This is a genomic window from Allobosea sp. 05T422_2 (genome assembly GCF_056396265.1).
Genome location: NZ_JBFTLD010000031.1, coordinates 12,846 through 33,525, shown reverse-complemented (window position 1 = coordinate 33,525; position 20,680 = coordinate 12,846). Strand labels below are relative to the sequence as shown.

At 65.5% G+C, this 20,680-nt stretch carries 21 protein-coding genes; 10 read left to right on the top strand and 11 right to left on the bottom strand.

Going from position 1 to position 20,680, the window contains the following annotated elements; all coding sequences use genetic code 11:
• Positions 1-37: 37 nt before the first annotated feature.
• Positions 38-1,183, top strand: coding sequence for a Gfo/Idh/MocA family protein (locus AC1DJT_RS08525; protein ID WP_441505015.1), 1,146 nt, complete (start codon positions 38-40; stop codon positions 1,181-1,183).
• Here AC1DJT_RS08525 and AC1DJT_RS08520 read toward each other — a convergent pair whose 3' ends face one another.
• Together AC1DJT_RS08520 and AC1DJT_RS08515 are read right to left on the bottom strand one after the other, a co-directional pair.
• Positions 1,184-2,260: a Gfo/Idh/MocA family protein gene (locus AC1DJT_RS08520; RefSeq protein ID WP_441505016.1), complete on the bottom strand. Its 1,077-nt coding sequence runs from the start codon at positions 2,258-2,260 to the stop codon at positions 1,184-1,186. It abuts the gene before it with no gap.
• 10 nt (positions 2,261-2,270) lie between these two features.
• On the bottom strand, positions 2,271-3,326 hold the full coding sequence (locus tag AC1DJT_RS08515) for a glycosyltransferase family 2 protein (RefSeq protein ID WP_476833902.1): 1,056 nt from the start codon (positions 3,324-3,326) through the stop codon (positions 2,271-2,273).
• Positions 3,327-3,491: 165 nt separating this feature from the next.
• On the opposite strand from AC1DJT_RS08515, the gene AC1DJT_RS08510 reads away from it, so the two are divergent.
• Positions 3,492-4,661 carry a glycosyltransferase gene (locus tag AC1DJT_RS08510; protein WP_476767481.1) on the top strand — a complete coding sequence of 390 codons (1,170 nt, stop codon included), beginning with the start codon at positions 3,492-3,494 and terminating at the stop codon, positions 4,659-4,661.
• 104 nt (positions 4,662-4,765) lie between these two features.
• On the opposite strand, the gene AC1DJT_RS08505 is transcribed toward AC1DJT_RS08510, so the two are convergent.
• A complete protein-coding gene (locus AC1DJT_RS08505; protein WP_476833901.1) occupies positions 4,766-5,884 on the bottom strand; it encodes an AbrB family transcriptional regulator in 1,119 nt (372 codons plus the stop codon).
• A gap of 409 nt (positions 5,885-6,293) precedes the next feature.
• On the opposite strand from AC1DJT_RS08505, the gene AC1DJT_RS08500 reads away from it, so the two are divergent.
• Together AC1DJT_RS08500 and AC1DJT_RS08495 are read left to right on the top strand one after the other, a co-directional pair.
• Positions 6,294-7,247, top strand: a complete 954-nt coding sequence (locus tag AC1DJT_RS08500) for a DMT family transporter (protein WP_476833900.1) — start codon at positions 6,294-6,296, stop codon at positions 7,245-7,247.
• Positions 7,248-7,274: 27 nt separating this feature from the next.
• Positions 7,275-8,210, top strand: coding sequence for an acetamidase/formamidase family protein (locus AC1DJT_RS08495; RefSeq protein ID WP_476767479.1), 936 nt, complete (start codon positions 7,275-7,277; stop codon positions 8,208-8,210).
• Between the two features lie 73 nt (positions 8,211-8,283).
• On the opposite strand, the gene AC1DJT_RS08490 is transcribed toward AC1DJT_RS08495, so the two are convergent.
• Positions 8,284-8,757, bottom strand: coding sequence for an SRPBCC family protein (locus AC1DJT_RS08490; RefSeq protein WP_441491924.1), 474 nt, complete (start codon positions 8,755-8,757; stop codon positions 8,284-8,286).
• Positions 8,758-8,865: 108 nt separating this feature from the next.
• On the opposite strand from AC1DJT_RS08490, the gene AC1DJT_RS08485 reads away from it, so the two are divergent.
• Entirely contained in the window at positions 8,866-9,399 is a 534-nt protein-coding gene (locus tag AC1DJT_RS08485; protein ID WP_441491925.1) for a winged helix-turn-helix transcriptional regulator, read from the top strand.
• Between the two features lie 64 nt (positions 9,400-9,463).
• Here the strand turns inward: AC1DJT_RS08485 and AC1DJT_RS08480 are convergent, their stop codons facing one another.
• The 3 genes from AC1DJT_RS08480 to AC1DJT_RS08470 are packed head-to-tail and all read right to left on the bottom strand — an operon-like array spanning position 9,464 to position 10,978.
• Positions 9,464-10,114, bottom strand: coding sequence for a glutathione S-transferase family protein (locus AC1DJT_RS08480; RefSeq protein WP_441491926.1), 651 nt, complete (start codon positions 10,112-10,114; stop codon positions 9,464-9,466).
• A 20-nt stretch (positions 10,115-10,134) separates the two neighbouring features.
• A complete protein-coding gene (locus AC1DJT_RS08475) occupies positions 10,135-10,608 on the bottom strand; it encodes an SRPBCC family protein (protein WP_476767477.1) in 474 nt (157 codons plus the stop codon).
• Positions 10,595-10,978, bottom strand: a complete 384-nt coding sequence (locus AC1DJT_RS08470) for an ArsR/SmtB family transcription factor (RefSeq protein ID WP_476833899.1) — start codon at positions 10,976-10,978, stop codon at positions 10,595-10,597. The genes AC1DJT_RS08475 and AC1DJT_RS08470 overlap by 14 nt, the downstream gene beginning before the upstream one ends.
• 178 nt (positions 10,979-11,156) lie before the next feature.
• On the opposite strand from AC1DJT_RS08470, the gene AC1DJT_RS08465 reads away from it, so the two are divergent.
• Positions 11,157-12,200 carry a GMP reductase gene (locus tag AC1DJT_RS08465; protein ID WP_441478548.1) on the top strand — a complete coding sequence of 348 codons (1,044 nt, stop codon included), beginning with the start codon at positions 11,157-11,159 and terminating at the stop codon, positions 12,198-12,200.
• Between the two features lie 21 nt (positions 12,201-12,221).
• On the opposite strand, the gene AC1DJT_RS08460 is transcribed toward AC1DJT_RS08465, so the two are convergent.
• From AC1DJT_RS08460 to AC1DJT_RS08450, 3 genes are read right to left on the bottom strand one after another with little or no spacing between them, the layout of a single operon-like run.
• Complete coding sequence (locus AC1DJT_RS08460) at positions 12,222-12,917, bottom strand: ABC transporter ATP-binding protein (RefSeq protein ID WP_441491929.1); 696 nt, start codon at positions 12,915-12,917, stop codon at positions 12,222-12,224.
• A complete protein-coding gene (locus AC1DJT_RS08455) occupies positions 12,914-14,161 on the bottom strand; it encodes an ABC transporter permease (protein ID WP_476833898.1) in 1,248 nt (415 codons plus the stop codon). Before AC1DJT_RS08455 ends, AC1DJT_RS08460 begins: the two co-directional genes overlap by 4 nt.
• Before the next feature lie 4 nt (positions 14,162-14,165).
• Positions 14,166-15,164 (bottom strand): efflux RND transporter periplasmic adaptor subunit, encoded by a 999-nt coding sequence (locus AC1DJT_RS08450; protein WP_476833897.1) that lies wholly within the window; start codon positions 15,162-15,164, stop codon positions 14,166-14,168.
• 155 nt (positions 15,165-15,319) lie between these two features.
• Here AC1DJT_RS08450 and AC1DJT_RS08445 point away from each other — a divergent pair, with 155 nt between their 5' ends.
• The 4 genes from AC1DJT_RS08445 (at position 15,320) to AC1DJT_RS08430 (ending at position 19,570) form a co-directional block, all read left to right on the top strand.
• The gene (locus AC1DJT_RS08445) at positions 15,320-16,009 is read left to right on the top strand and encodes a TetR/AcrR family transcriptional regulator (RefSeq protein WP_441491932.1); all 690 of its coding nucleotides are present in this window, start codon (positions 15,320-15,322) and stop codon (positions 16,007-16,009) included.
• A 141-nt stretch (positions 16,010-16,150) separates the two neighbouring features.
• On the top strand, positions 16,151-17,185 hold the full coding sequence (locus tag AC1DJT_RS08440) for an amino acid ABC transporter substrate-binding protein (RefSeq protein ID WP_113516799.1): 1,035 nt from the start codon (positions 16,151-16,153) through the stop codon (positions 17,183-17,185).
• A gap of 184 nt (positions 17,186-17,369) precedes the next feature.
• Entirely contained in the window at positions 17,370-18,533 is a 1,164-nt protein-coding gene (locus AC1DJT_RS08435; RefSeq protein ID WP_441491933.1) for an amino acid ABC transporter permease, read from the top strand.
• Positions 18,530-19,570 carry an amino acid ABC transporter permease gene (locus tag AC1DJT_RS08430; RefSeq protein WP_441491934.1) on the top strand — a complete coding sequence of 347 codons (1,041 nt, stop codon included), beginning with the start codon at positions 18,530-18,532 and terminating at the stop codon, positions 19,568-19,570. The genes AC1DJT_RS08435 and AC1DJT_RS08430 overlap by 4 nt, the downstream gene beginning before the upstream one ends.
• A 101-nt stretch (positions 19,571-19,671) precedes the next feature.
• On the opposite strand, the gene AC1DJT_RS08425 is transcribed toward AC1DJT_RS08430, so the two are convergent.
• Entirely contained in the window at positions 19,672-20,208 is a 537-nt protein-coding gene (locus AC1DJT_RS08425; protein ID WP_113516797.1) for a GcrA family cell cycle regulator, read from the bottom strand.
• Between the last annotated feature and the right edge of the window lie 472 nt (positions 20,209-20,680).

Here is a 20,680-nt window from a genome sequence, read left to right as displayed (position 1 = left end):
GCCGCCGTCGCCATCGATCGCCAGACAGGACACCGTGATGAAGATCGCGCTTATCGGCACAGGATTCGTGGCCGATTACTACATGACCACGCTGGCCAACCATCCCGGGCTTCAGCTTGCCGGCGTCTATGATCGCTCGCCGGACCGCCTCCGTGCGTTCTGCGCCTTTCACGGCGCGAGGCCTTATGAAAGCCTGGAGGCCGTGCTCGCCGAGCCGCAGGTCGACATCATCGTCAACCTGACGACGCCCGAAAGCCATTACGAGATCACCAGGCAGGCGCTCGCCGCAGGCAAGCATGTCTATTGTGAAAAGCCGCTGGCCATGCAGCTCGAGCAGGCCAGCGAACTCGTCGCCCTTGCGGATGCCGCTGGATTGACGTTGGCCACCGCACCGGCGAACGGCCTCAGCGATGCTCATCGGCTGGTGAGAGATGCGCTCTCGCAGGGGGCCATCGGAACGCCGCGGCTGATCTATGCCGCCATGGAGGACGGCCCGGTCTTCCGGGGCAATTGGGCGACCTGGCGGTCGCGTTCCGGCGCACCATGGCCTGGCCTGCATGAGTTCGAGATCGGCTGCACGCTGGAGCATGCGGGCTACGCACTGTCCTGGCTCGTGTCGCTCTTCGGCGCGGTCGAAGCCCTGACCGCGTTCTCCGCGGTGACATTCCCGGACAAGGGGCCCGGCACCGAGACCATCACCATGGCCCCAGATTTCTCGGTCGGCTGCCTCACCTTTCGCTCCGGTCCCGTCGCCCGGTTGAGTTGTGGCCTGGCCGCACCCAAGGACCGCTCGCTGCAGATTCTCGGAGACAAGGGAACGATCACGGTCCGCGACCTCTGGGACAACCGATCCGCAATCCATCTCGAGCGCACGGATGCAACGCGCAGCCTCCCCCGTCTGCTGGCGAACCGCGTCGAGGCGCGGCTCGGCCGCTTCCTGACCTGGAAGCCGGAGCCCGGCCGCAAACTCGCCTACCCCGCCGCCACGGGCCGGTCCGCGCTGCCGGCTTTCCCCTCGCAAATCGATTTCGCGCGCGGCATCGCCGACCAGGCAAACGCGATTGCGGCGAAGCAGAAGCCCGTCTTCTCGGGCGCGCTCGCACTCCACATCACCGAGCTTGCGCTGGCGTTGAACAATGCCCGCGACCTGCCGCAGCCCTATCGGATGCAGAGCCGTTTCTGATCAGAAGGTTTTGACTGGCGGCTGCGCCAGGACCGTCTCGATGATATTCAGTACGGCCGCGCTTTCGGTGAGCGGCATGATTGCGCAGCCAGTCTCGCCGCTCCGAACGGCATCCATCACGGCACGGGCCTGGAACTGCAGTCCATTGCCGGCAAAGCTGTAGATCTCTCGGGTGCGTCCCGGCATCGGCAGGCGGTCGAGCAGCTTTCCGGCCGGTCCATTCCGGAGCCGTGGCCCTCGCCACGAGCTCCCAAGTGCCGCGGTGGTATAATGGGTCAGCCGCTGCGCCTTGAGGAAGGGCGCATCCAGACGGATCGCGCCTGCGGCCCCCTCGATCACGAACTGGTTTCCTCCATTGCGATCAAAGCCGCAGGAGAGCTCCGCCAACGCCTCCCGATAGTGCAGGACGATCTCGCAACGCCGGTCGACGCCACTGCGCGCCTCCAACCACCGACCTGTGACGCGCTCGGGACTGCCAAGCCAATGCAAGGCAAGCGAGACCGGATAGACTCCAAGGTCGAATGCCGAGCCTCCGCCCAGCGCGGGGTCGAAGAAGCGGCTGCCGGGGATGTCCTCGCGGACATAGGAGAGATCCGCCCGAATGCGCCGAACCTTGCCGATCCGCCCCGCCGCCACCTGCTCGCGCGCCGCCACCACGGCCGGCAGGAAGCGCGTCCACATCGCCTCCATCGCGAAGACGCGATGCGCCCGGCTCGCCTCGATCACGCTGTGAACATCGGCCGCGGTGAGGGCGATCGGCTTTTCGATCAAGACCGGCTTGCCGGCAGCAATACCCCGGAGGCCCTGTGCGACATGCAAGGCGTTCGGCGTCGCGATGTAGAGCGCATCGATGGCCGGATCKGCGAGAAGGGTCTCGGCATCGCCATAGGCGACGGTAGCGCCGAACTCGGCCGCAAAGGCTTGCGCCTTCTCCAACGCACGGGACTGGACCGCGCCGATCCGCGCGTCCGGCAGCAACGCGAGATCGGCCGCAAACTGCCGCGCGATCACGCCGGTTCCGATAATGCCCCAGCAAAAGCGCTCCGCTCCGATCGGAGCTGCATCACCGCTCGCCATGCCGCACGTCCTAGTTCTTGTCCGGCTTGCGGTACTGCTCGTTGCTGACGCCGAGCTCCGACATCAGGCGACCGAGCGCCACCTGCGCGTGATAGAGCCCGATCGTCGCCGAGCCGGTGCGCAAGCCGAGCGCGAGCCCGCGAAAGGGTGAGGCTGCGAGCAGCGCTAGACTCTTCGCCAGAACCCTGAGCCGCCCCCGCGCCGATGGATCGAGTCGACGCTCGATCGTGGCCGAGATCGCGCCGTTGCGCAGGCTGCGGGCCGCGATCCAGCTGAATTCCGTGCGGCGCCTCGGCATGGTCTCGCGCATCGCGGCGTCCTGGACCCACCAGAAACGGAAGCCGGCTTCCTTGCTGCGTCGGAAGAAGTCACTGTCGCCGCCGCCGGTGAAATCGAAGCTCTCGTCGAGAAAGGGGAAGCCAAGTGCCTCCAGCACCTCGCGCCGGATCAGGTAGTTGGCGCTCGAGAACAGGATCGGCACTTCGCCCGAGACAGCATAATGCGATCGAAAGACCGGGTGTGCGCTCAGCCAGGCTCGCGATTGATCCTCGAAGACCGGGGTCACCGAGCCGCCGAAGAGCTGGGCCGGCGCAGTTGCCGCAGCACGCAGAAAAGCGTCGAGCCACAGCGGCAGCGCCTCCTCGTCGTCATCGATGCCGAGGACCTGCTTCAGCGCGGGAAGGCGGGTCAGCCCGCAGCGCCAGGCGGCATTATAGGCCTTGCAGTTGCCCTGTCGCGGCTCGACGATGACATATCCCTTGAACAGCCCCGCAGCGTGAAGGGCACTCGCCCGCTCCGCACCGGCGCGTTCGACGCCTTCGTTCTCGACGACGATGATCGCAAAATCATGCCCGCCCTGCTGCGCGGCCAGAGAGCGCAAAGTGCGCTCCAGCAGCTCCGGCCGCTTGAAGGTCGGCACGCAAATCACGCTTTCGACGCCTTGCAGCRCCGCCTCTGGCGAAGCTGCGACGATCTCGAAGGTCTCGGGTGCATCGAAGCCGGGAATGGCGGGGCGTCGCGAGGCGCCTTCCAAATTGGCGGCGGAATGATGGAGGGGGTCAGCCATGGTGCCCCAGCATGCCACATCTCCGCTTAAGGTTCGGTGTCGGCGATCCTGCGCCGGCGCGCACACTCCCACACCTGATGTTCAGGATAGTTCGTCGCCGAACTTGACCCGACCGAACATCTGACGCCTCTCTCACGGCCATCCCTATCGTCAGGATCGGCCCCGTTGCGTCTTGCCTTCATCACCTCGCTGATCCCGGTTGCAAGGCCCAATACCGGCTTCGAGATCGCCAATGCCGCAATCCTCGATGCGCTGCGCTCCGCAGGGCACGAGGTCACCGCCTTCGGTTTCCTGCGCCCGGGCGAAGTGCCGGCCGACCCCTCTCAGGCCATGGTGATCGGCGCCGTCGATATCGAGAATGCGGTCGCGCCCGCCAGCCGCAAGCTGCAATGGCTCGGATATGCGCTCAGCCACGGCCTGCCTGTCGCCTGCGCCAAGCTGCGGCTCGCCGGCGCCGGCAAACTGGTCGAGGCAGTAAGGGCGCGCGGCCCGTTCGACGCGCTGATTCTCAACTCGGTGATGCTGCCTGGCGCCTTTCCGGAGCTGACCACGCTCGGGTCCTGCGTGCTGGTGGAACATAATATCGAGCATGTCTCCGCCCGGCAGAATGCAGCGCATGCCGGCACCGGGCTGATGAGTTGGCTCTATGCCCGCGAGGCCAGGTTGCTGGAAGCCGTCGAGACGCGCCTCTGGAACGAGGTGAGCTATATCTGGACGCTGGCCGAGGAGGACCGACGCGCACTCGGCCCTGCCGCAGGGAAGGCGGCGGTGCTGCCACTCGTCTCGGGCAGTGGCCCGCAGCCGGCCGCCATGGCGGAGCCGGTCGCACCGGCCTTCGACATCGGCATGATCGGAACCTGGACCTGGCAGCCGAACTTCATCGGTCTCGACTGGTTCTTGCGCGAGGTCGCTCCGCTCCTTCCGACCGATATCTCGGTTGCCGTCGCCGGACGCCTTCCGGCGGAGATGCCACCGGTCCCGGCCCAGGTGCGACTGATCGGGCGCGTCGCTGACGCAAATACCTTCCTCCAATCCTGCCATGTGCTGGCCTTGTCGAGCCGCGCCGGAACCGGCGTGCAGCTGAAGACGATCGAGGCGATGCAGCTCGGCATGCCAGCCGTGGCGACGACACTCTCCTGTCGCGGCTTTACAGCCCTGCCGGCGAATTTCTCGCTCGCGGACGAGCCGGTGGCTTTTGCCCAGGCCCTGACCGAACGGGTGCGAAGCGCGCGCGCGGGAAACCCGCAGCGCATCGATGGAGCGGCGTTCATGGCCATCCAGAGGGCTGCCCTGGCGAGCGCACTGGCCGCCGGGCTCGAGGCCGCGCGCCGCTAGATCACGGGGCCGGATATCGTATCAGACCCGACGACCTCATCGTCTGCGTTAGCGTCGGCTTTCCCGGGAATCGCAATCCACTTTCCCGGCCGATGCCTTGGGCGCTACTCGGCCGGCGCGGTCTCGGTCTTGCGCTTGTCGCCGAGGATCAGGCCGAAGACCGGCCCGGCGCCGACCATGACCAGGAAGACGCGAATGATGTGATGGGCCGCGACGAAGGCGACTTCTGTGTGGAGCGCCAGCGCAATCAGGCTCATTTCAGCCAACCCGCCCGGTGAATAGGCCAGGATCAGCGGCACGTGACCATAGATCGAAACCTTCGAGACGCCCCAGGCGAAGGCAATCGTCAGGGCGAGCAGCACCGCCGTCGAGCCGACCGAAAGCAGCAGGACGCGCAGGATGACGCTCGGCGAGGTGCCGACAAAGCGGCAGCCGACCRTGACGCCGAGCACGAGCTGGGCTGCGTTGACGACCTGGAAGGGCGGGGCGGAATCGCTCCAGCCGAGGAAATGGACCAGCGCACTGACCACCATCGGGCCGAGCAGGTGCTTGGCCGGCAGCCGCAGCAGATGTCCGAGAATGACCCCGAAGACGCCACAGCCGATAAGCCAGAGCTCGGCGAAAAGCGGTGTCTGCGCCAGCGAGGGGCCGGCATTGCGCGTTGCCGACAGCGAGACACCCTCGATCGACTGAACGATGAACGGCAGGGTCATCACCACAAGCAGAACGCGCGCCGAGTGGATCAGCGCGATGATCCGGGCATCGCCGCCCTTCTCCTCGCCGAGGAGAACCATCTCCATCAACCCGCCCGGCATGCCGGCGAAAAAGGCGGTCACCCGGTCGAAGCCGGCGACGCGGCGGAAATAGGTGACGCAGCACAGGCCGCAGGCGGTCATGAACAGAACGAGGCCAATCAGCGTCGGCAGCCAGTTCGGCAATTGCGCCACGAGATCGGGGCGAAAGCCCGCACCGAGCATCACGCCAATCACAGCGCTCATCGGGGGGCGAATGACGCCGGGCGCGGAGACCGGCGCCTTGAGCAGCGCGGCGACCGTGCAGAACACCATGGAACCCAGCATCCAGGGCAGTGGCAACTTCGCCTGCACGAAGAGCCAGCCGCCGAAGCCGCCGAGCGCAAGGGCGAGGCCAAAACGGCGATAGGGGAAGCGCCGGGGAGAGAGCGAACGCAGACCGCTCACAAAATCGGACAGCAATTCCCGCATGCGTCTGTCGTGCCCTTCAACCCGGCGACGGCCGGAAATGCGTCGATGGTGGCACGGCTCCTACACCGCTTCGGCCGACGCATACAGTCCGCCGATGGAATGTCGGCTCCGCGACCCGAACGGGTCGGCGCATGACGGCCACCTTCCATCACAACCCCGCCATGCCCACTGACCATCTGGTCAGGACGTCGAAGATCATCAATGGTTTCAGGGCATTTGCGATGTGAAGAGCCGGGGGCGCGATCGCGCTCGGCCAATGGTTCGGGCGATGAGCGAAGACCGGCTTTCCGAGCAGCGGCGCGGCTCGGGTTCTGACGACGGTGTCGGCGAGCTGTCGACGCCGTTACGGCACGCATCGCCGGAGKATTCCGAACCTCCAGAATCAAGAGGCGACGAGGCTCCGCCTATCGTGCTGGCCGCCATTCCCGGCGTGATCGAACCCGGCCCTTCCGGCTGGTTCGCCGGCCGCCGGCACCGGCTGAGGCATTGGTGGCGCGGCTCGACACCGAACCTGCGCGGTTCAGTCTACATGCTGTCGTCGATGCTGGTCTATGCGGTGATGGTCGGGCTGATCAAGCATATCGGCTCAGCCATTCCGCTGGTCCAGACGCTGCTGATCCGACAGGTGATCATGAGCGTCATCATCATCGCCTTCGCGGCCAACCAGCTGCCAGCCATGATGCGGACCTCGCGCCTGGGACTGCAGGTCTTCCGCGGGTTGATCACGCTCGCTTCGATGCTCTGCGGCTTCAGCGCCATCATCTACATTCCGCTGGCTCAGGCGACCGCGATCGGATTCAGCCAGGTTCTGTTCGTCACCATCGCCGCGGTGCTGCTGCTGAAGGAGAAGGTCGACGGCCGCCGCTGGGTCGCGACCACCATCGGTTTCATCGGCGTCATCATCATGCTCAATCCATCGGCGCAGGGGCTGAACATCTACKCGCTGATGTCTGTCGCAGGCGCATTTCTCGGGGCGGGCATCACCATCAGCGTGCGCAAGCTGGCGGCGACGGAACGGACCGACACGATCCTGATCTACCAGGGCATCGTGCTGATCATCGTGCTCGCCGTGCCGACCTGGATCTTCTGGGTCCAGCCGACCGCCGAGCAATGGCTCTCGCTGATCCTGCTCAGCCTGTTCGGTACGGCAGGGCAATGGCTGATCACGCGCGCCTATCAGGTCGGGGAGGCAGCCGCGCTCGCTCCGCTGGATTTCACGCGCCTGCTGCTGGCGAGCTTCACCGGCTTCGTCTTCTTCTCCGAGATTCCGGCGCTCACCACTTGGATMGGCGCCACCTTCGTGATCGGGGCAACGCTCTACACGATGCGCAAGAACGCCCGGCCGCTTGCCCCTCCCGCCTGATCTTCGCGCCCGCTACAGGATGCCCTCGTGATCCATCACCAGCTCGATGCCGGACCGAAGACCTGCCACTGGGGTTTCTTCGACGCTGCCTTGCCGCCCGTTCTGACGATCGCGAGCGGCGACAGCGTCACCATCCGCACGATCAACGGCGGCACGGGAGAGCAGCCGAAATCGGGTTTCCATGTTCTGCCCGAAACTCACGAGATTCACGCGAAGGTCGAGCGCCCGATGCCGGGCCATATCCTCACCGGTCCGGTCGCGGTGAGAGGAGCAAGGCCCGGYCATGTCCTCGAAGTGCGCATCCGCGAGGTCAAACTCCGCACCGATTGGGGCTACACGTTCATCAGGCCTCTCGCCGGCACCCTGCCGGAAGAGTTCGACACCTATAAGCTTGTCCATATCGGGCTCGATGCCGAAAGGAATCTGGCGCATCTGCCCTGGGGCATGGAGCTGCCGCTCGCGCCGTTCTTCGGCGTGATGGGCGTGGCTCCGCCCGCGCATTGGGGCCGGCAGAGCTCGCTGGTGCCGCGCGCCTTCGGCGGCAATCTCGACAACAAGGAACTGGGAGCGGGGTCGACGCTCTATCTCCCCGTCTTCGTCGAAGGTGGGCTGTTCTCCTGCGGCGATGGCCATGGCGCCCAGGGCGACGGCGAGGTTTGCGTCACCGCGATCGAGACCGCCCTGGAAGGCACCTTCGAGTTCATCCTGCGCGAGGATTTGAGCTTCACCACGCCGCGCGCCGAGACGCCGACGCATCACATCACCATGGGCATCGACCCGGATCTCGACATCTGCGCTCAGAAGGCGCTGCGCGAGATGATCGTCCTGATCTGCGAACGCACCAAACTGACGCGGGAGGAGGCCTATATGCTGTGCAGCCTCGCGGCCGACCTGCGTGTGACCCAGACGGTCAACGGCTCCAAGGGCGTGCACTGCATGCTGGCGAAGAGCCTGGTGGCCTGACTCCCGGCAAGGCACTGGGAGGAGGAATTGCGCCTCCTCTCCAGGCTTTCGACCCCTATGGCCGACACGAGGATCAGACCGCCGCCGCGGTACGCTCGAGCTCCTGAGCCAAACTCTCAAGCAACTCGCGGGAGCCGGCCTCGCGCGTGGATACCTCATCCTTGCCGTCGAGGAAGGCAGCCTGTTCGGTATAGACGAGGCGGGTGCCCGATCCGACCGGAATGAGCTCGACCGTCGCCAGCGACGCGGAAATCGGCTCGCCTGCGATCGTCATGGTGTAGGCGGAGACGATACGGCGATCGGGCACGATATCCTGAAAGGTAGTGTCGTTGCTGATCGGCGGTCCGCCCTGATAGCGGAAGCTGCTGCGCTCGGAGCCCCCGATCCGGAAATCGACATCGAAGCGCTCGATGCTCCAGCCTTCGCCCTCGGCAAACCAGCGGCGCTTCTGYGCCGGATCGGCAAAGGCCGCGAAGACCCGGGAGGGGGAAGCGGCATAATCGCGTTCAATGACGAAGCTGGCGTGAGTGACGGTGCGGTCAGACATATTCGTCTCCAAATCAAAACCAGTTGCTTTTTGCAACTGGTTGTAAGCTAGGGAGACTGATCCCATAATGCAAGCGGTATTTGAAAGCCGGCTTTCGGGAGACTGCGCATGACCGACGATCCTCGCTCGGGCTGTCCGATCAACCTCACCCTCGAGGTGGTCGGCGACAAATGGAGCTTGCTCATCATTCGCGACATGATGTTCGGAAACCGTCGGCACTTCCGGGAATTGCTGCTGCATTCCAAGGAGGGCATCTCGTCCAACATCCTGGCCGACCGGCTGAAAACGCTGCTCGACCAGGGCATCATCACCAGGAGCGACGACCCGAGCCACAAGCAGAAGGTGACCTACAGCCTGACGGAGAAGGGCATCGGGCTCCTGCCGGCGCTGGCCCAAATGTCGTGCTGGGGGCTGAAATTCCTGCCGGTCAGCGAGGAACTCTCGATCCGCGCCGAACTGCTGGCCGAGGGCGGACCCGCCCTCTGGGAAGAGTTCATGGACGAACTGCGCGAAAGCCATCTCGGCCAGCCCAATCCGCGACGCGCAAATCCCGGCTGGCTCAGCGTCGGCACGCGGCTGCGGGCCGCCTATGACGCCGTGGTCGCGCGCAAGGCGGCCGAGGCGCTCGCCGGCGCAAGCTGATGGCATGCTTCATCGCGAGCGACACAGTGTGCAGTCATGATGCAAGGGTTGTTCGCGATAGCCGCTAACCGCGTGGAAACATATGCAGGTAGGGCGCGGCCTCTCGCAGCACGCGCATATAGGACGGGCGCTCCAGCAGCCGGTCGAAATAGGCTGCGACGGCCTTGTGCGTGTCGCGGAACGGGAGCACGAGCTCGGAATAATAGAGCGCCGGCGCGGCAGCGCAGTCAGCCATGGTGAAAGCATCCCCTGCGGCCCAGCGCCGTCCGGCCAGCGTATGCTCGAGCACGTCATAGGCCGTCTGGAGCCGTTTCCTTGCCTGTTCGACGCCGGTCGGATCCTTGCCGTCGGCCGGCCTGATGCGGTCACCGACGATCTTCTGCATGGTCTCATTGAGATAAATGTCGAAGAAGCGGTCCTGCAGCCGGGTTTCGAGCGCGTGTCCGGCATCGTCAGGGATCAGCCTGAGCGCCCCCGGATAGGTCTGGTCGAGATAGTCGATGATGATGCTGGACTCAGGCACGATGCGGCCCCGCGCTTCATCCTGCAGCAGCGGGAATCGACCCATCGGCCAGAGCTGCAGCAGAGCCATGCGCTGTTCCGGATCACCCAGGTCGACAAGCTTTGGCGTGAAGGGTGTGCCGTTCTCATAGAGCGCGATCACCACCTTCTGGCAGAACGAGGACAGCGGGTGGAAATGCAGCGTCAGGGACATGGTCGAGCCTCCGTGAGACATCAGGCAGCGGCGGACTGGCGCTGCAATTCGCGGGCGAGATTGTCGAGGCCGATGCGGGTGCCGTGTTCCCGTTCCTCCGGGCGGTCGTAACCGTCGAGGAAGGCAGCCTGCTCGGTAAAGGCAAGCCGCGTTTGCGCGCCTTCAGACCTGAACAGAACGGTCGCCAGCGACACCGATATGCGCCGCTCGGCCAAGCGCATCGCATAGGCGTAGACGATGCGGCTGCCGGGCACGATATCCTGGTAGACCGCGTCATAGACATGGTCGACGCCGTCGGAATCCCGGGTCGTCGAATGCTCCTGGCCGCCGACCGAGAAGTCGAGCGTGTGTGCGCCGGCCGCCCAGTCGTCATGGCAGGCGAACCAGCGCCGCTTGATCGCCGGATTGGCCCAGGCCGCGAAAACGCGGGCCGCGGAGGCGTCATAGACGCGCTCGATGGTGAAGGTGGCGTGCGTGACACTATGATCTGTCATCCCGTGCTCCTCTGCTCGATGCCGGGCTTCCGTCATCCGGCTCGTCCGGATTTTMTGCGAGATAGGCGCCGAGGCGATCGAAGCGCCGCTCCCACAGCATCCGGCGCTCGTTGATCCAGCGTTCGGCGGCGCGCAGGGCCTGGGTCTCGACATGGCAGGTCCGGACGCGGCCCTGCTTCTGCGAGCGGACGAGGCCGCTTTCCTCGAGCACGGCGAGATGCTGCACGACGGCCGACAATGTCATCGCCAGCGGGGCGGCAAGCTCGCTCACGGACGCCGGCCCGTCGCACAGGCGTTCCACCATCAGCCGGCGGGTCGGGTCCGCCAGGGCCTGGAACATCAAGTCGAGTTGCGCCGATTGGTGAAGCATACGCTTAAGTATCTTGAGGCAGCGAGTCCGTCCAGAATTATTTTAGCAACTGCTAAAGTGTTGCCGCGAACGGCCGCTGCACGCCATTTGCGTCCAAGGCCCCGGACCGGCTATGAGTCCCGGCACGCCTCCTCAGCGTGCRCCCGAATTCCGCGCCAAAGCAGCCGAGGCTTCCATCATGCGTATCGAGAACGATCCCAAGCTCGACTTCCGAGACGTCCTGATCCGGCCCAAGCGGTCGACACTGGGCAGCCGCGCCCATGTCGACGTCAACCGCACGTTCCGCTTCGCCCATACAGGCAAGGACTGGACCGGCTTCCCGTTGATCGCCGCCAACATGGACGTGGTCGGCACCATGGGCATGGCGCGCGCCTTGCTGAAGCACGGCGCGATGGTGGCTCTGCACAAGCATTACGATGCCGACGATCTGATCGCCTTCTTCAAGGAGAAGGAATCGGCCAACGCCTTCTATTCGCTCGGCACCACCGAGACCGATCACGAGAAGCTGAAGCACGTCCATTCCAAGGCGCCGATCAGCAAGATCTGCCTCGATGTCGCCAATGGCTACACCGAAAAATTCGTCGACACCGTCAAGGCGACCCGCGAAGCCTTCCCGCATGCGGCGATCATGGCCGGCAATGTCGTGACCGGCGACATGACGGAAGCGCTGCTTCTTGCCGGCGCCGACATCGTCAAGGTCGGCATCGGCCCCGGCTCGGTCTGCACCACCCGCAAGATGACCGGCGTCGGCTATCCGCAGCTCTCCGCCATCATCGAATGCTCCGATGCGGCCCATGGCCTGAAGGGTCTGGTCTGCGGAGATGGCGGCTGCACTGTGCCGGGCGATCTCGCCAAGGCCTATGGCGGCGGTGCCGATTTCGTCATGCTCGGCGGCATGCTCGCCGGCCATGACGAATGCGAGGGCAAGATCCGGTACGAGGAGCACGACGGCAAGAAGGTTCCGGTCGCGATGACCTTCTACGGCATGTCCTCGGACACGGCGATGAAGCGCTATTCCGGCGGCGTCGCCAAATACCGCGCCTCGGAAGGCAAGACCGTCGAGGTGCCCTATCGCGGCCCGGTCGAGGGCACGATGCAGGAACTGATGGGCGGCGTGCGCTCGGCGATGACCTATATCGGCGCCGTGCGGCTGAAGGAGATGCCCAAGCGCACCACCTTCATCATGGTCGGCAGCCAGCTGAACACGGTGTTCGGCACCTGAGGCGCTCGCGCGGGCGGCGGCTCAGCCCTCCGTCGGGGTTTCGTCCTCGGTCACCCGGCCATCGACGAGATGGATGCGCCGTCCGATCCGCGCCGCCATCTCCAGGTCATGCGTCACCGCGATCACGGTCTTGCCGCGCTCACGCACCAGCGCGTCGAGAATCGCGAAGACCTGCTCGGAGTTCTTGCTGTCGAGGCTGCCGGTCGGCTCATCGGCGAGCACGAGAGGCGGGTCGTTGGCGAGAGCACGGGCGACCGCGACACGCTGGCGCTGCCCGCCCGAAAGCTGGTCCGGCCGCTTGTCGAGATGGTCGACGAGGCCGAGCGCCTCGAGCAGTTGCGTCGAGCGCTCGCGCATCGCTCCAGACGTCAGGCGCCCGAGCCGGCGCATCGGGATCTCGACATTCTCGCGCACGGTGAATTCCGGCAGCAGGAAATGGAACTGGAAGACGAAACCGAGAGTCTCCAGCCTGATCCGCGCCTTCTCCCGTTCGCCGAGCCCATCGGTGTCGCGGCCGCCGATGCGGAGCAGGCCGGTTGTCGGCCGGTCGAGCAGGCCAAGCAGATAGAGCAACGAGGATTTGCCCGAGCCGGACGGGCCGGTGATGGCGACGAATTCGCCCTCGCCGATCGTCAGCGTCACGTCCTGCACCAGGGTCACGGGCACGGCGGCCGGGAGCACGCGCGTCAGGCCGGCTGCTTCGATCAGCGCCGTCATGTCGCCCCCCGGATAATATCGACCGGGTTGAGCCGCGCCGCCTGCCGCGCCGGCAGATAGCCGGCTATCCCGGCCGAAACCAGGGCGAACCCGGCCGCAATCAGGTAATGCCAGGGGCTCCAGGCCAGCGGCAGCCGCGTGATCTCCTGCACCACTGAGGCCCCCGAGAGTTCGAAGCGGACGAGCGAGAGCGCGAAGCACAGGGCAAGGCCGACCGCCCAGCCGATCAGCGAACCTCCAGCCCCGAGCACAAGCCCCTCCAGGAGGAACAGACGGCGCATGTCGGTTTCCGTGAAGCCAAGCGACTTCAGGATGGCGATGTCGCGCGCCTTCTCATGGGTGATGGTCGAGATGATGTTGAAGATGCCKAAGCCGGCGACCAGCAGGATGGCGCCGACGACGGTGTACATGATGACATTGCGGATCACCAAAGCCTCGAGCAGCGACTCGTTCGCCTCCTGCCAGGCGACCGCCTTGTAGCCGATCAGCGCCTCCGCGCGCCGTGCCACCTGGGGAGCGGAAGCGGGATCGTCGAGCTTCAGGCGGATCTCGTTGATCGCGTTCGGCCGCTCGCTCAGGATCTGAGCGTTCTTGAGCAGAACATAGCCCTCTCCCTCGTCACGGGCGGTCGTTCCGGTATGGAACAGGCCGACGATCTTGAAGGCACGGGTCTGGCCGGTGGAGGAGACCACCGTCACGGTTGTTCCGAGTTCGGCACCAAGACGCTGGGCCAGGCGGTCGCCGACGACGATGTTGTTGCCCCCGGCGATCAGCGAGGTGAAGCTCCCCTGGCGGAAATCCCTGGCGATCGACGAGACGCGCATTTCGGCCTGCGGMTCGATGCCGATGATGCCGATGCCGACATCGCGCCCGGCATAGCGCACCACCCCTTGCGTCTTCAGGCCCGATGCCATCCGGCCGGGAACCCAGGCTCTCAGCAGTGCCGTCGCTTCGGTCGGGTTGAGGATACCGCGACGATCGTCCTTGGGTCTCAGCCCGGCGATCCGAACCGATGCGAACTGGTCCTGCGCGGGTTGCCGGCGTGCGGCGCGCCGTTCGTCGGTGATGGCGACATGCGGCATGGTGTCGACGAGCCTCGCGACGAAATCGTCCTCGCCCCCCTGCATCAGGGCCGCCATGGCGATGGAGAAGCCGACCCCGAGCGCCACGCCGAGCACGGCGACGAGCGTCTGCCGACCGCGCCCGAGGATATGCGTCAAGGCAAGATCGAGGATCAGCCGCATGGCCTCACCCTCCCTGAGCCCTGACGTGCGCGCCGTCACTGAGACGTTCGGGATAGGGCGCAACGACGCGCGCCGTGTCCGGCACCCCCGAGAGAACCTCCACCTCGCTCGTGCCGCGGATACCGATCGTCAGTTCGCGGCGGCGCACGACATYGCCCTCGACGACGAATACCGCATTGTCGTGCACGGCGTTGTTCGGCAGCAGCAGGGCATTCTGCGACACCCGCACGATGACATTGATCTCGACCGTCATGCCGATCATCACGGGCGTCTCATCCGGCAAAGACAGATAGACACGATAATTCTTCGCGATCGGATCGCCCTTGGGCGTGATACTGTCGACCGTGGCTTCAAGCTTCCGGCCCGGGAAGGCATCGGCCGTCAGCAAGACATTCTGGCCGACCTTGACCTGGGGAATGTCCTCCTCGTTCACCTCGGCGACGACGCGCAGCGGCTTCGCCTCGCCAATCCAGAACAGCACCGTGCCGGGCTCGGCGATCTCGCCAACCTCGCCGTCGCGGCGCAGGACGGTGCCACGCATCGGCGCGCGGAGCAGATAGTTCTCCAGCCGGGCAGTCTGGCCTGCGACAAGCGCCGCGGCCTGGCCGATTTCGCTGCGGGCGCGATCAAGCGCCTGCTGGGTGACGACCTTGCGCTCGACAAGCGTCGAAAGCCGCTCAAGCTCCGTCGAGGCAAGGGCATGGCGCGCCTTCATTTCGGCCAGCGTCGCCTCGGCCTGGGCCCTGTCCAGCCTGGCCAGAATCTGCCCCTCCTCGACCCGGATGCCTTCGCAGTTGCAGAGTTCGACGATGCGTTCGCGGATGAGCGGGGTCACCTTGGCCCAGGTCCGAGGCTCGACGACGCCCGTCGCATAGACGATGGCCGCCGCGTCGCCACGCTTCGCCAGCACGCTGGAGACCTGCGCCGGCCGGGTGGCGGACCAGTAGGCCGCAGTCGCGACGGCGAGCGCGGCCAGGACGAGCAGACGACGAACGAGCTTCAAGGCATCCCTCCCAGGAGGAGGCGGCGGCAGCAGCAGCATGGCGCGACGCGATTATTCATTGCCCCCGCATCGATCCAGGCGCTAAAGTTACAGACCGACCGTCGGTCATTTTACAGACCGACGGTCGGTCGTCAAGTTGGAGAGACCGAACCGGCATGCCCCGCGTGGTGAAACACCCCGATGATCGCAGGAACGAGCTGCTCGACTGCGCCCAGGCGCTGTTCTTCGAACGCGGCTACGAGCGCACGACGATCAACGATGTGATTGCACGTGCCGGCATCTCGAAGGGCGGTTTCTATCACCACTTCACCGCCAAGGAGGACCTGCTTGCCGCCTTGGCGTCTCGGCTCGCCCTGACCTCGGTCGAACGCCTCACGGATTTGACGGAGGCGCCCGATCTCCCACCGCTTGCGCGATTGAACGGCTTTCTGGCGCGCGCCCGGCAAATCAAGCTCGAGGATGCACCCCGGCTCAGAGCGACATTCGATGTCCTCTTCAAGCCCGAGAACATCGTGCTCTATCACCGCATCAACGCAACCGTGATCCCGCTCGCGGTCCCGGTGCTCACCCGCATCATCGCGGCGGGGAAGGCCGAAGGCGTGTTCAAGGTGCCCGATGCCGGAATCGCAGCCGAGATCGTGCTGCATCTCAGCGCCACCAGTCACGACGCCATGGCCCGGGCGATCTCGGCATCGGGAACCCCGGACGCTCCGGCGGCGATCGATGCGCTCGATCAGCAGCTGCGTTTCCAGGGCATCGCCATTGACCGCATCCTCGGACTGCCGGACGGCAGCGTCACCTATGTCGAAGACGGATTCGTGCAGGCCATCATGACCGCGCAGTGATGCAGGGATGACGGTGTCGCCAGCCGTCTTCMACTCGACATCGCATCCGGGATTCGAATTCCACCCACTCCCCTTCGCCGCTCAGCTGTTGCATAGTCGCGCCACCATGCAGAAAGCCGCCCAGGCTTCGGGGGAATGACAATGACGAAGATGATGATCCTGGGGGCCGCAGCCGCCCTCGCAGTCGCGGCGACCTCCGCCCATGCGCAACAGCTGGCGCCGAGCCCGACGCTGGATGCCATAAAGGCTCGCGGGCATCTCGAATGCGGCGTGCATCTCGGCCTGCCCGGCTTCTCCTTCGCCAATGACAAGGGCGAGTGGACGGGGCTCGATGTCGATTACTGCAAGGCACTGGCTGCGGCCGTGCTGGGCGATGCCACCAAGGTGAAGTTCACGCCGACCTCGGTTCAGCAGCGCTGGCCGATCCTGCAATCGGGCCAGGTCGACCTGCTCTCGCGCAACTCGACCATCACCTTCTCGCGCAACGCGACCTTGGGCCTGAACTTCCAGGGCATCAATTTCTACGAAGGCCAGACCTTCATCGTCCGCAAGTCGACCAATGCCAAGACGGCGGCCGATCTCGACGGCGCCTCGGTCTGCGTCGCAGCCGGCTCGACCGAAGAGAAGAACGCGGCTGACTGGTTCCGCGAGCGCAACCTCAAGGTCACGATCACCAATTTCCAGAAGAACGACGACGCCATCGCCGCCTATGATGCCGGCCGCTGCGACGCCTATACCGCCGGCGTCGGCGCGCTCGCCGGCCAACGCGCCAAGCTCAAGGTCCCCGACGAGCACATCATCCTGACCCAGCCGATCTCGAACGATCCCCAGGGGCCGGTAACGCGCTACGGCGACGAGCGCTGGCAGCTGATCGTGCGCTGGGTGCTGAATGGCACCATCGCCGCCGAGGCGCTCGGTGTCACCTCGGCCAATGTCGATGAGATGAAGGCCAATTCGAAGAACTCGGAAGTCCGCCGCCTGCTTGGCGTCGAAGGCGGTTTCGGCGCGATGATGGGCCTGCCGGACGACTGGATGTACAAGGCCATCAAGCAGGTCGGCAATTATGGCGAGAGCTATGAGCGCTCGGTCGGCATGGGCTCGCCGCTGAAGCTCGAGCGTGGCCAGAACCAGCTCTGGACCAAGGGCGGCTTGCTGTTCACGCCGCCTTTCCAGTGAGAACCACGGCATCAGGCGCCTGACGGTGCTTCGAGAAACCGGGCGTCATTCCGGGCAGGCGGCGAAGCCGTACAGCTCCGGAAGCCATCGCAGCGCGCAGCGCCTTTCGATGGTTTCCGGGCCTGCGCTACGCTCCGCAAGGAATGGGGCCCCTCCTTCGCCACTTGTCTAAGAGGCGGCAACCGTGGCCAGCGTTCTGTCCTTCATCAACGACAAGCGGGTGCGCGACCTGTTCTATCAGGTCGCGCTCGTGCTTGGGCTCGTCGGCGCGATCGTCTGGTTCGTGCGCAACGCCTCGGAGAACATGGTCAAGGCCGGCATCGCGTCGGGCTTCGACTTTCTCTGGCGCACTTCGGGGATCGAGGTTCCCTTCGTCCTGACCGGCTACACCCAGCAGGACAACATCCTCGCGCTGTTCTGGGTCGGCATCGCCAACACGATGCTCGTCACGGTGATCGCGATCGCGCTCGCCACCGTGCTCGGCTTCATCATCGGCATCGCGCGGTTGTCCTCGCACTGGCTGCTCTCGACGATTGCCGGTGCCTATATCGAGTTCGTCCGCAATATCCCGCTGCTGTTCTTCGTCCTGTTCTGGTATTTCGGCGTGATCGCGGCCCTGCCGGCGCCACGCGCCTCGCTGAGCCTATTCGGCGTCGCCTTCCTCAATAATCGCGGCCTGACGATGCCGCTGCCCGACTCGCCGGCGCCCTTCCGCTGGGCATTGGCGATCATGCTCCTGTCCTGGCTCATACAGTGGCTGGTGATGCGCTGGGCACGCCGGCGCAAGGAGGAGACCGGCCGCGATGCGCCCGTGCTCATGCTGGGCATCCTGTTCGTCCTGATCGTGCCCGCTCTGGCCGTCACCTGGGCCGGACTCGCCGTGCGCTGGGACGTGCCGGTGCTGCGCGGCTTCAATTACCGCGGCGGCTTCGTCGTGATCCCCGAATTCGTCGCGCTGCTGGCGGCCCTCGTCACCTATACGGCGGGCTTCATCGCCGAGATCGTGCGCGGCGGCATCCAGGCCGTGCCGCATGGCCAGAGCGAGGCGTCTGCAGCGCTCGGGCTGCGTCCCGGCCAGATCCTGCGGCTCGTCGTCATCCCGCAGGCGCTGCGCGTGATCGTGCCGCCGATGACCAACCAATATCTCAACGTGCTGAAGAACTCGTCCTTCGGTGCGGCCATCGCCTATCCCGACGTCGTCAGCCTGTTCATGGGCTCGGCGCTGAACAATACCGGGCAGGCGATCGAGATCATCGCCATGACGCTAGCGGTCTATCTGGTGATCGGGCTTGCCGTCTCCGCCTTCATGAACTGGTACAATGCCAGGATCGCGCTGGTGACCCGATGAGCGCAGCGACCTTTCCGCTCTGGCGCCAGAGGCTGTTCGGCACGCCGGCAACCGCCGCCCTCACAGTGGTCCTCGCACTCGGCATCGCCTGGGTCGCGGTCCCGCTGATCCGCTGGGCGCTGATCGACGCGACCTGGTCCGGCACCACGCGCAATGATTGCACCGGCAGCGGTGCCTGCTGGGTCTTCATTCGGGCCCGCTTCGGCCAGTTCATGTATGGGCTCTATCCCGTCGACGAGCGCTGGCGGGCCGATCTCACCGGAGCAATCTTCGCACTCTCTGGGCTCGGCCTCTATCTCTCGCCGAAATCCATGCGGATCCGGCTCGCGATCCTGGCGCTGATCATCCTGCCACCGCTCGGCGTCTGGCTGCTTGCCGGCGGGTTCGGTCTGCGCCCGGTCGAGACGCGCGAGTGGGGCGGGCTGATGCTGACGCTCTTCATCTCGGTCTATTCCAGCCTGATCGCGATCCCGCTCGGCATCCTGCTCGCGCTTGGACGCCAGTCGCAGCTCAAGGTGGTGCGGCTGATCAGCGTGCTGTTCATCGAGTTCTGGCGCGGCGTGCCGATCATCGCGGTCATCTTCCTCGCCTCGCTGCTGCTGCCGCTGATCCTGCCGAGCGGCACGGGCATCGACCGCCTGGCGCGCGCCGTGATCGGGCTCGGCCTCGTCATCGCCGCCTATATGGCCGAAGCCGTCCGCGGCGGATTGCAGGCGCTTCCCTCCGGCCAGCGCGAGGCCGCAACCGCGCTGGGACTGACCTATTGGAAGGCAACCGGGCTGATCGTTCTGCCGCAGGCCTTGCGGATTTCGCTGCCGGCGATGACCAACGAATTCATCGCGCTGATCAAGAACACGACGCTCGTGCTCGTCGTCTCGATCCTCGACCTGCTCGGCATCGCCCAGGCCTCGCTTGCCGACCCCAACTGGGTCGGGATGAACATGGAGGCCTATGCCTTTGCCGGGGCGATCTATTGGCTGATCTGCTACGCGCTATCGCGCTGGAGCAAGCGCCTCGAGCGACGCAAACTGGGTTAAGCGACCGTAAAGTCGGGATCACCCGCTCCGCTCCCGCGGGCCCCAATGAAAAAGCCGGCCTTGCGGGGCCGGCTTCGATTTCAGATCCAAGGAGCCTTGGCTCAGGCGCGCACGACCTTGCGGTCGCGACGGCGATCGGCCGCGGGCTGATAGGCAATCCGGGCGTGGTAGCTGCAATAGGGCATGCCGGTCTGCGAACGGCCGCCRCAGAAGCGGAATTCCGCCGTGGTCGGGTCGCCCATCGGCCAGCGGCACATATATTCGCGCAGGTCCATGATGGTGACCCGATCGGAGAACGGCACCACGACGTCCTCAGGCAAAGCCGGCGCCTGTTGTGCCTCGACCTCGACCTCGGGCTCATATTGCGGCGCGAGCGCATTGGCGCCACGGGTCATGCCGGCATTGCCGCCGACAGGATGGCTCGGCGCGCGGGTCGGCGCCTTGCGGGGGCGCGGCGTCGACGAAGCGGCCGGGCTCTTGGCTCGCCCGGAAAGACCAAGCCGGTGCACCTTGCCGATCACGGCATTACGCGTGACGTTGCCGAGTTCGCCCGCAATCTGGCTGGCGCTCAGTCCGTCGCTCCAGAGCTTCTTGAGAAGCTCGACGCGTTCGTCCGTCCATGCTCCGACGTCGTTCATGGCTTCACCTGTCTCATCGGGCCAGCTCCTTCACGGAACCGGCCTATGGGCCGATCGTGGGCGGAATCCGAAACCGGCAGCTCCCGCTGTTAAACGGAGGCCGTTACACCCGGAATTGACGGTACAGGAGACGCCGCACGAGATGTCGTATCTGACAAACCGGACCATACAAGATGCCGGGACTCGGCCACAAGAGTCCCCGAATCGGAAATTGGTTTTTCCCCAGCCATTCGCGGATCGCGGGTCAAGCCCCCACCTGCGGAGCAACTGACCTTACGGCGCGGAATTGACAGCGGGGGACCGGTTTTGCATAGTCTCGCCGACCTAGCCGCCCTTCCACGGGCGGCGCTTATGTTTTTGACGGATCAAGGTCTTCTTGGTGATGCGGATGACGGCGCGACGAGACGTCGGGAACTGGCTGCGACGATAATGTCGCCGGCGGGTCGCAGAGGGCTGCCAATTCTTGCCCCGC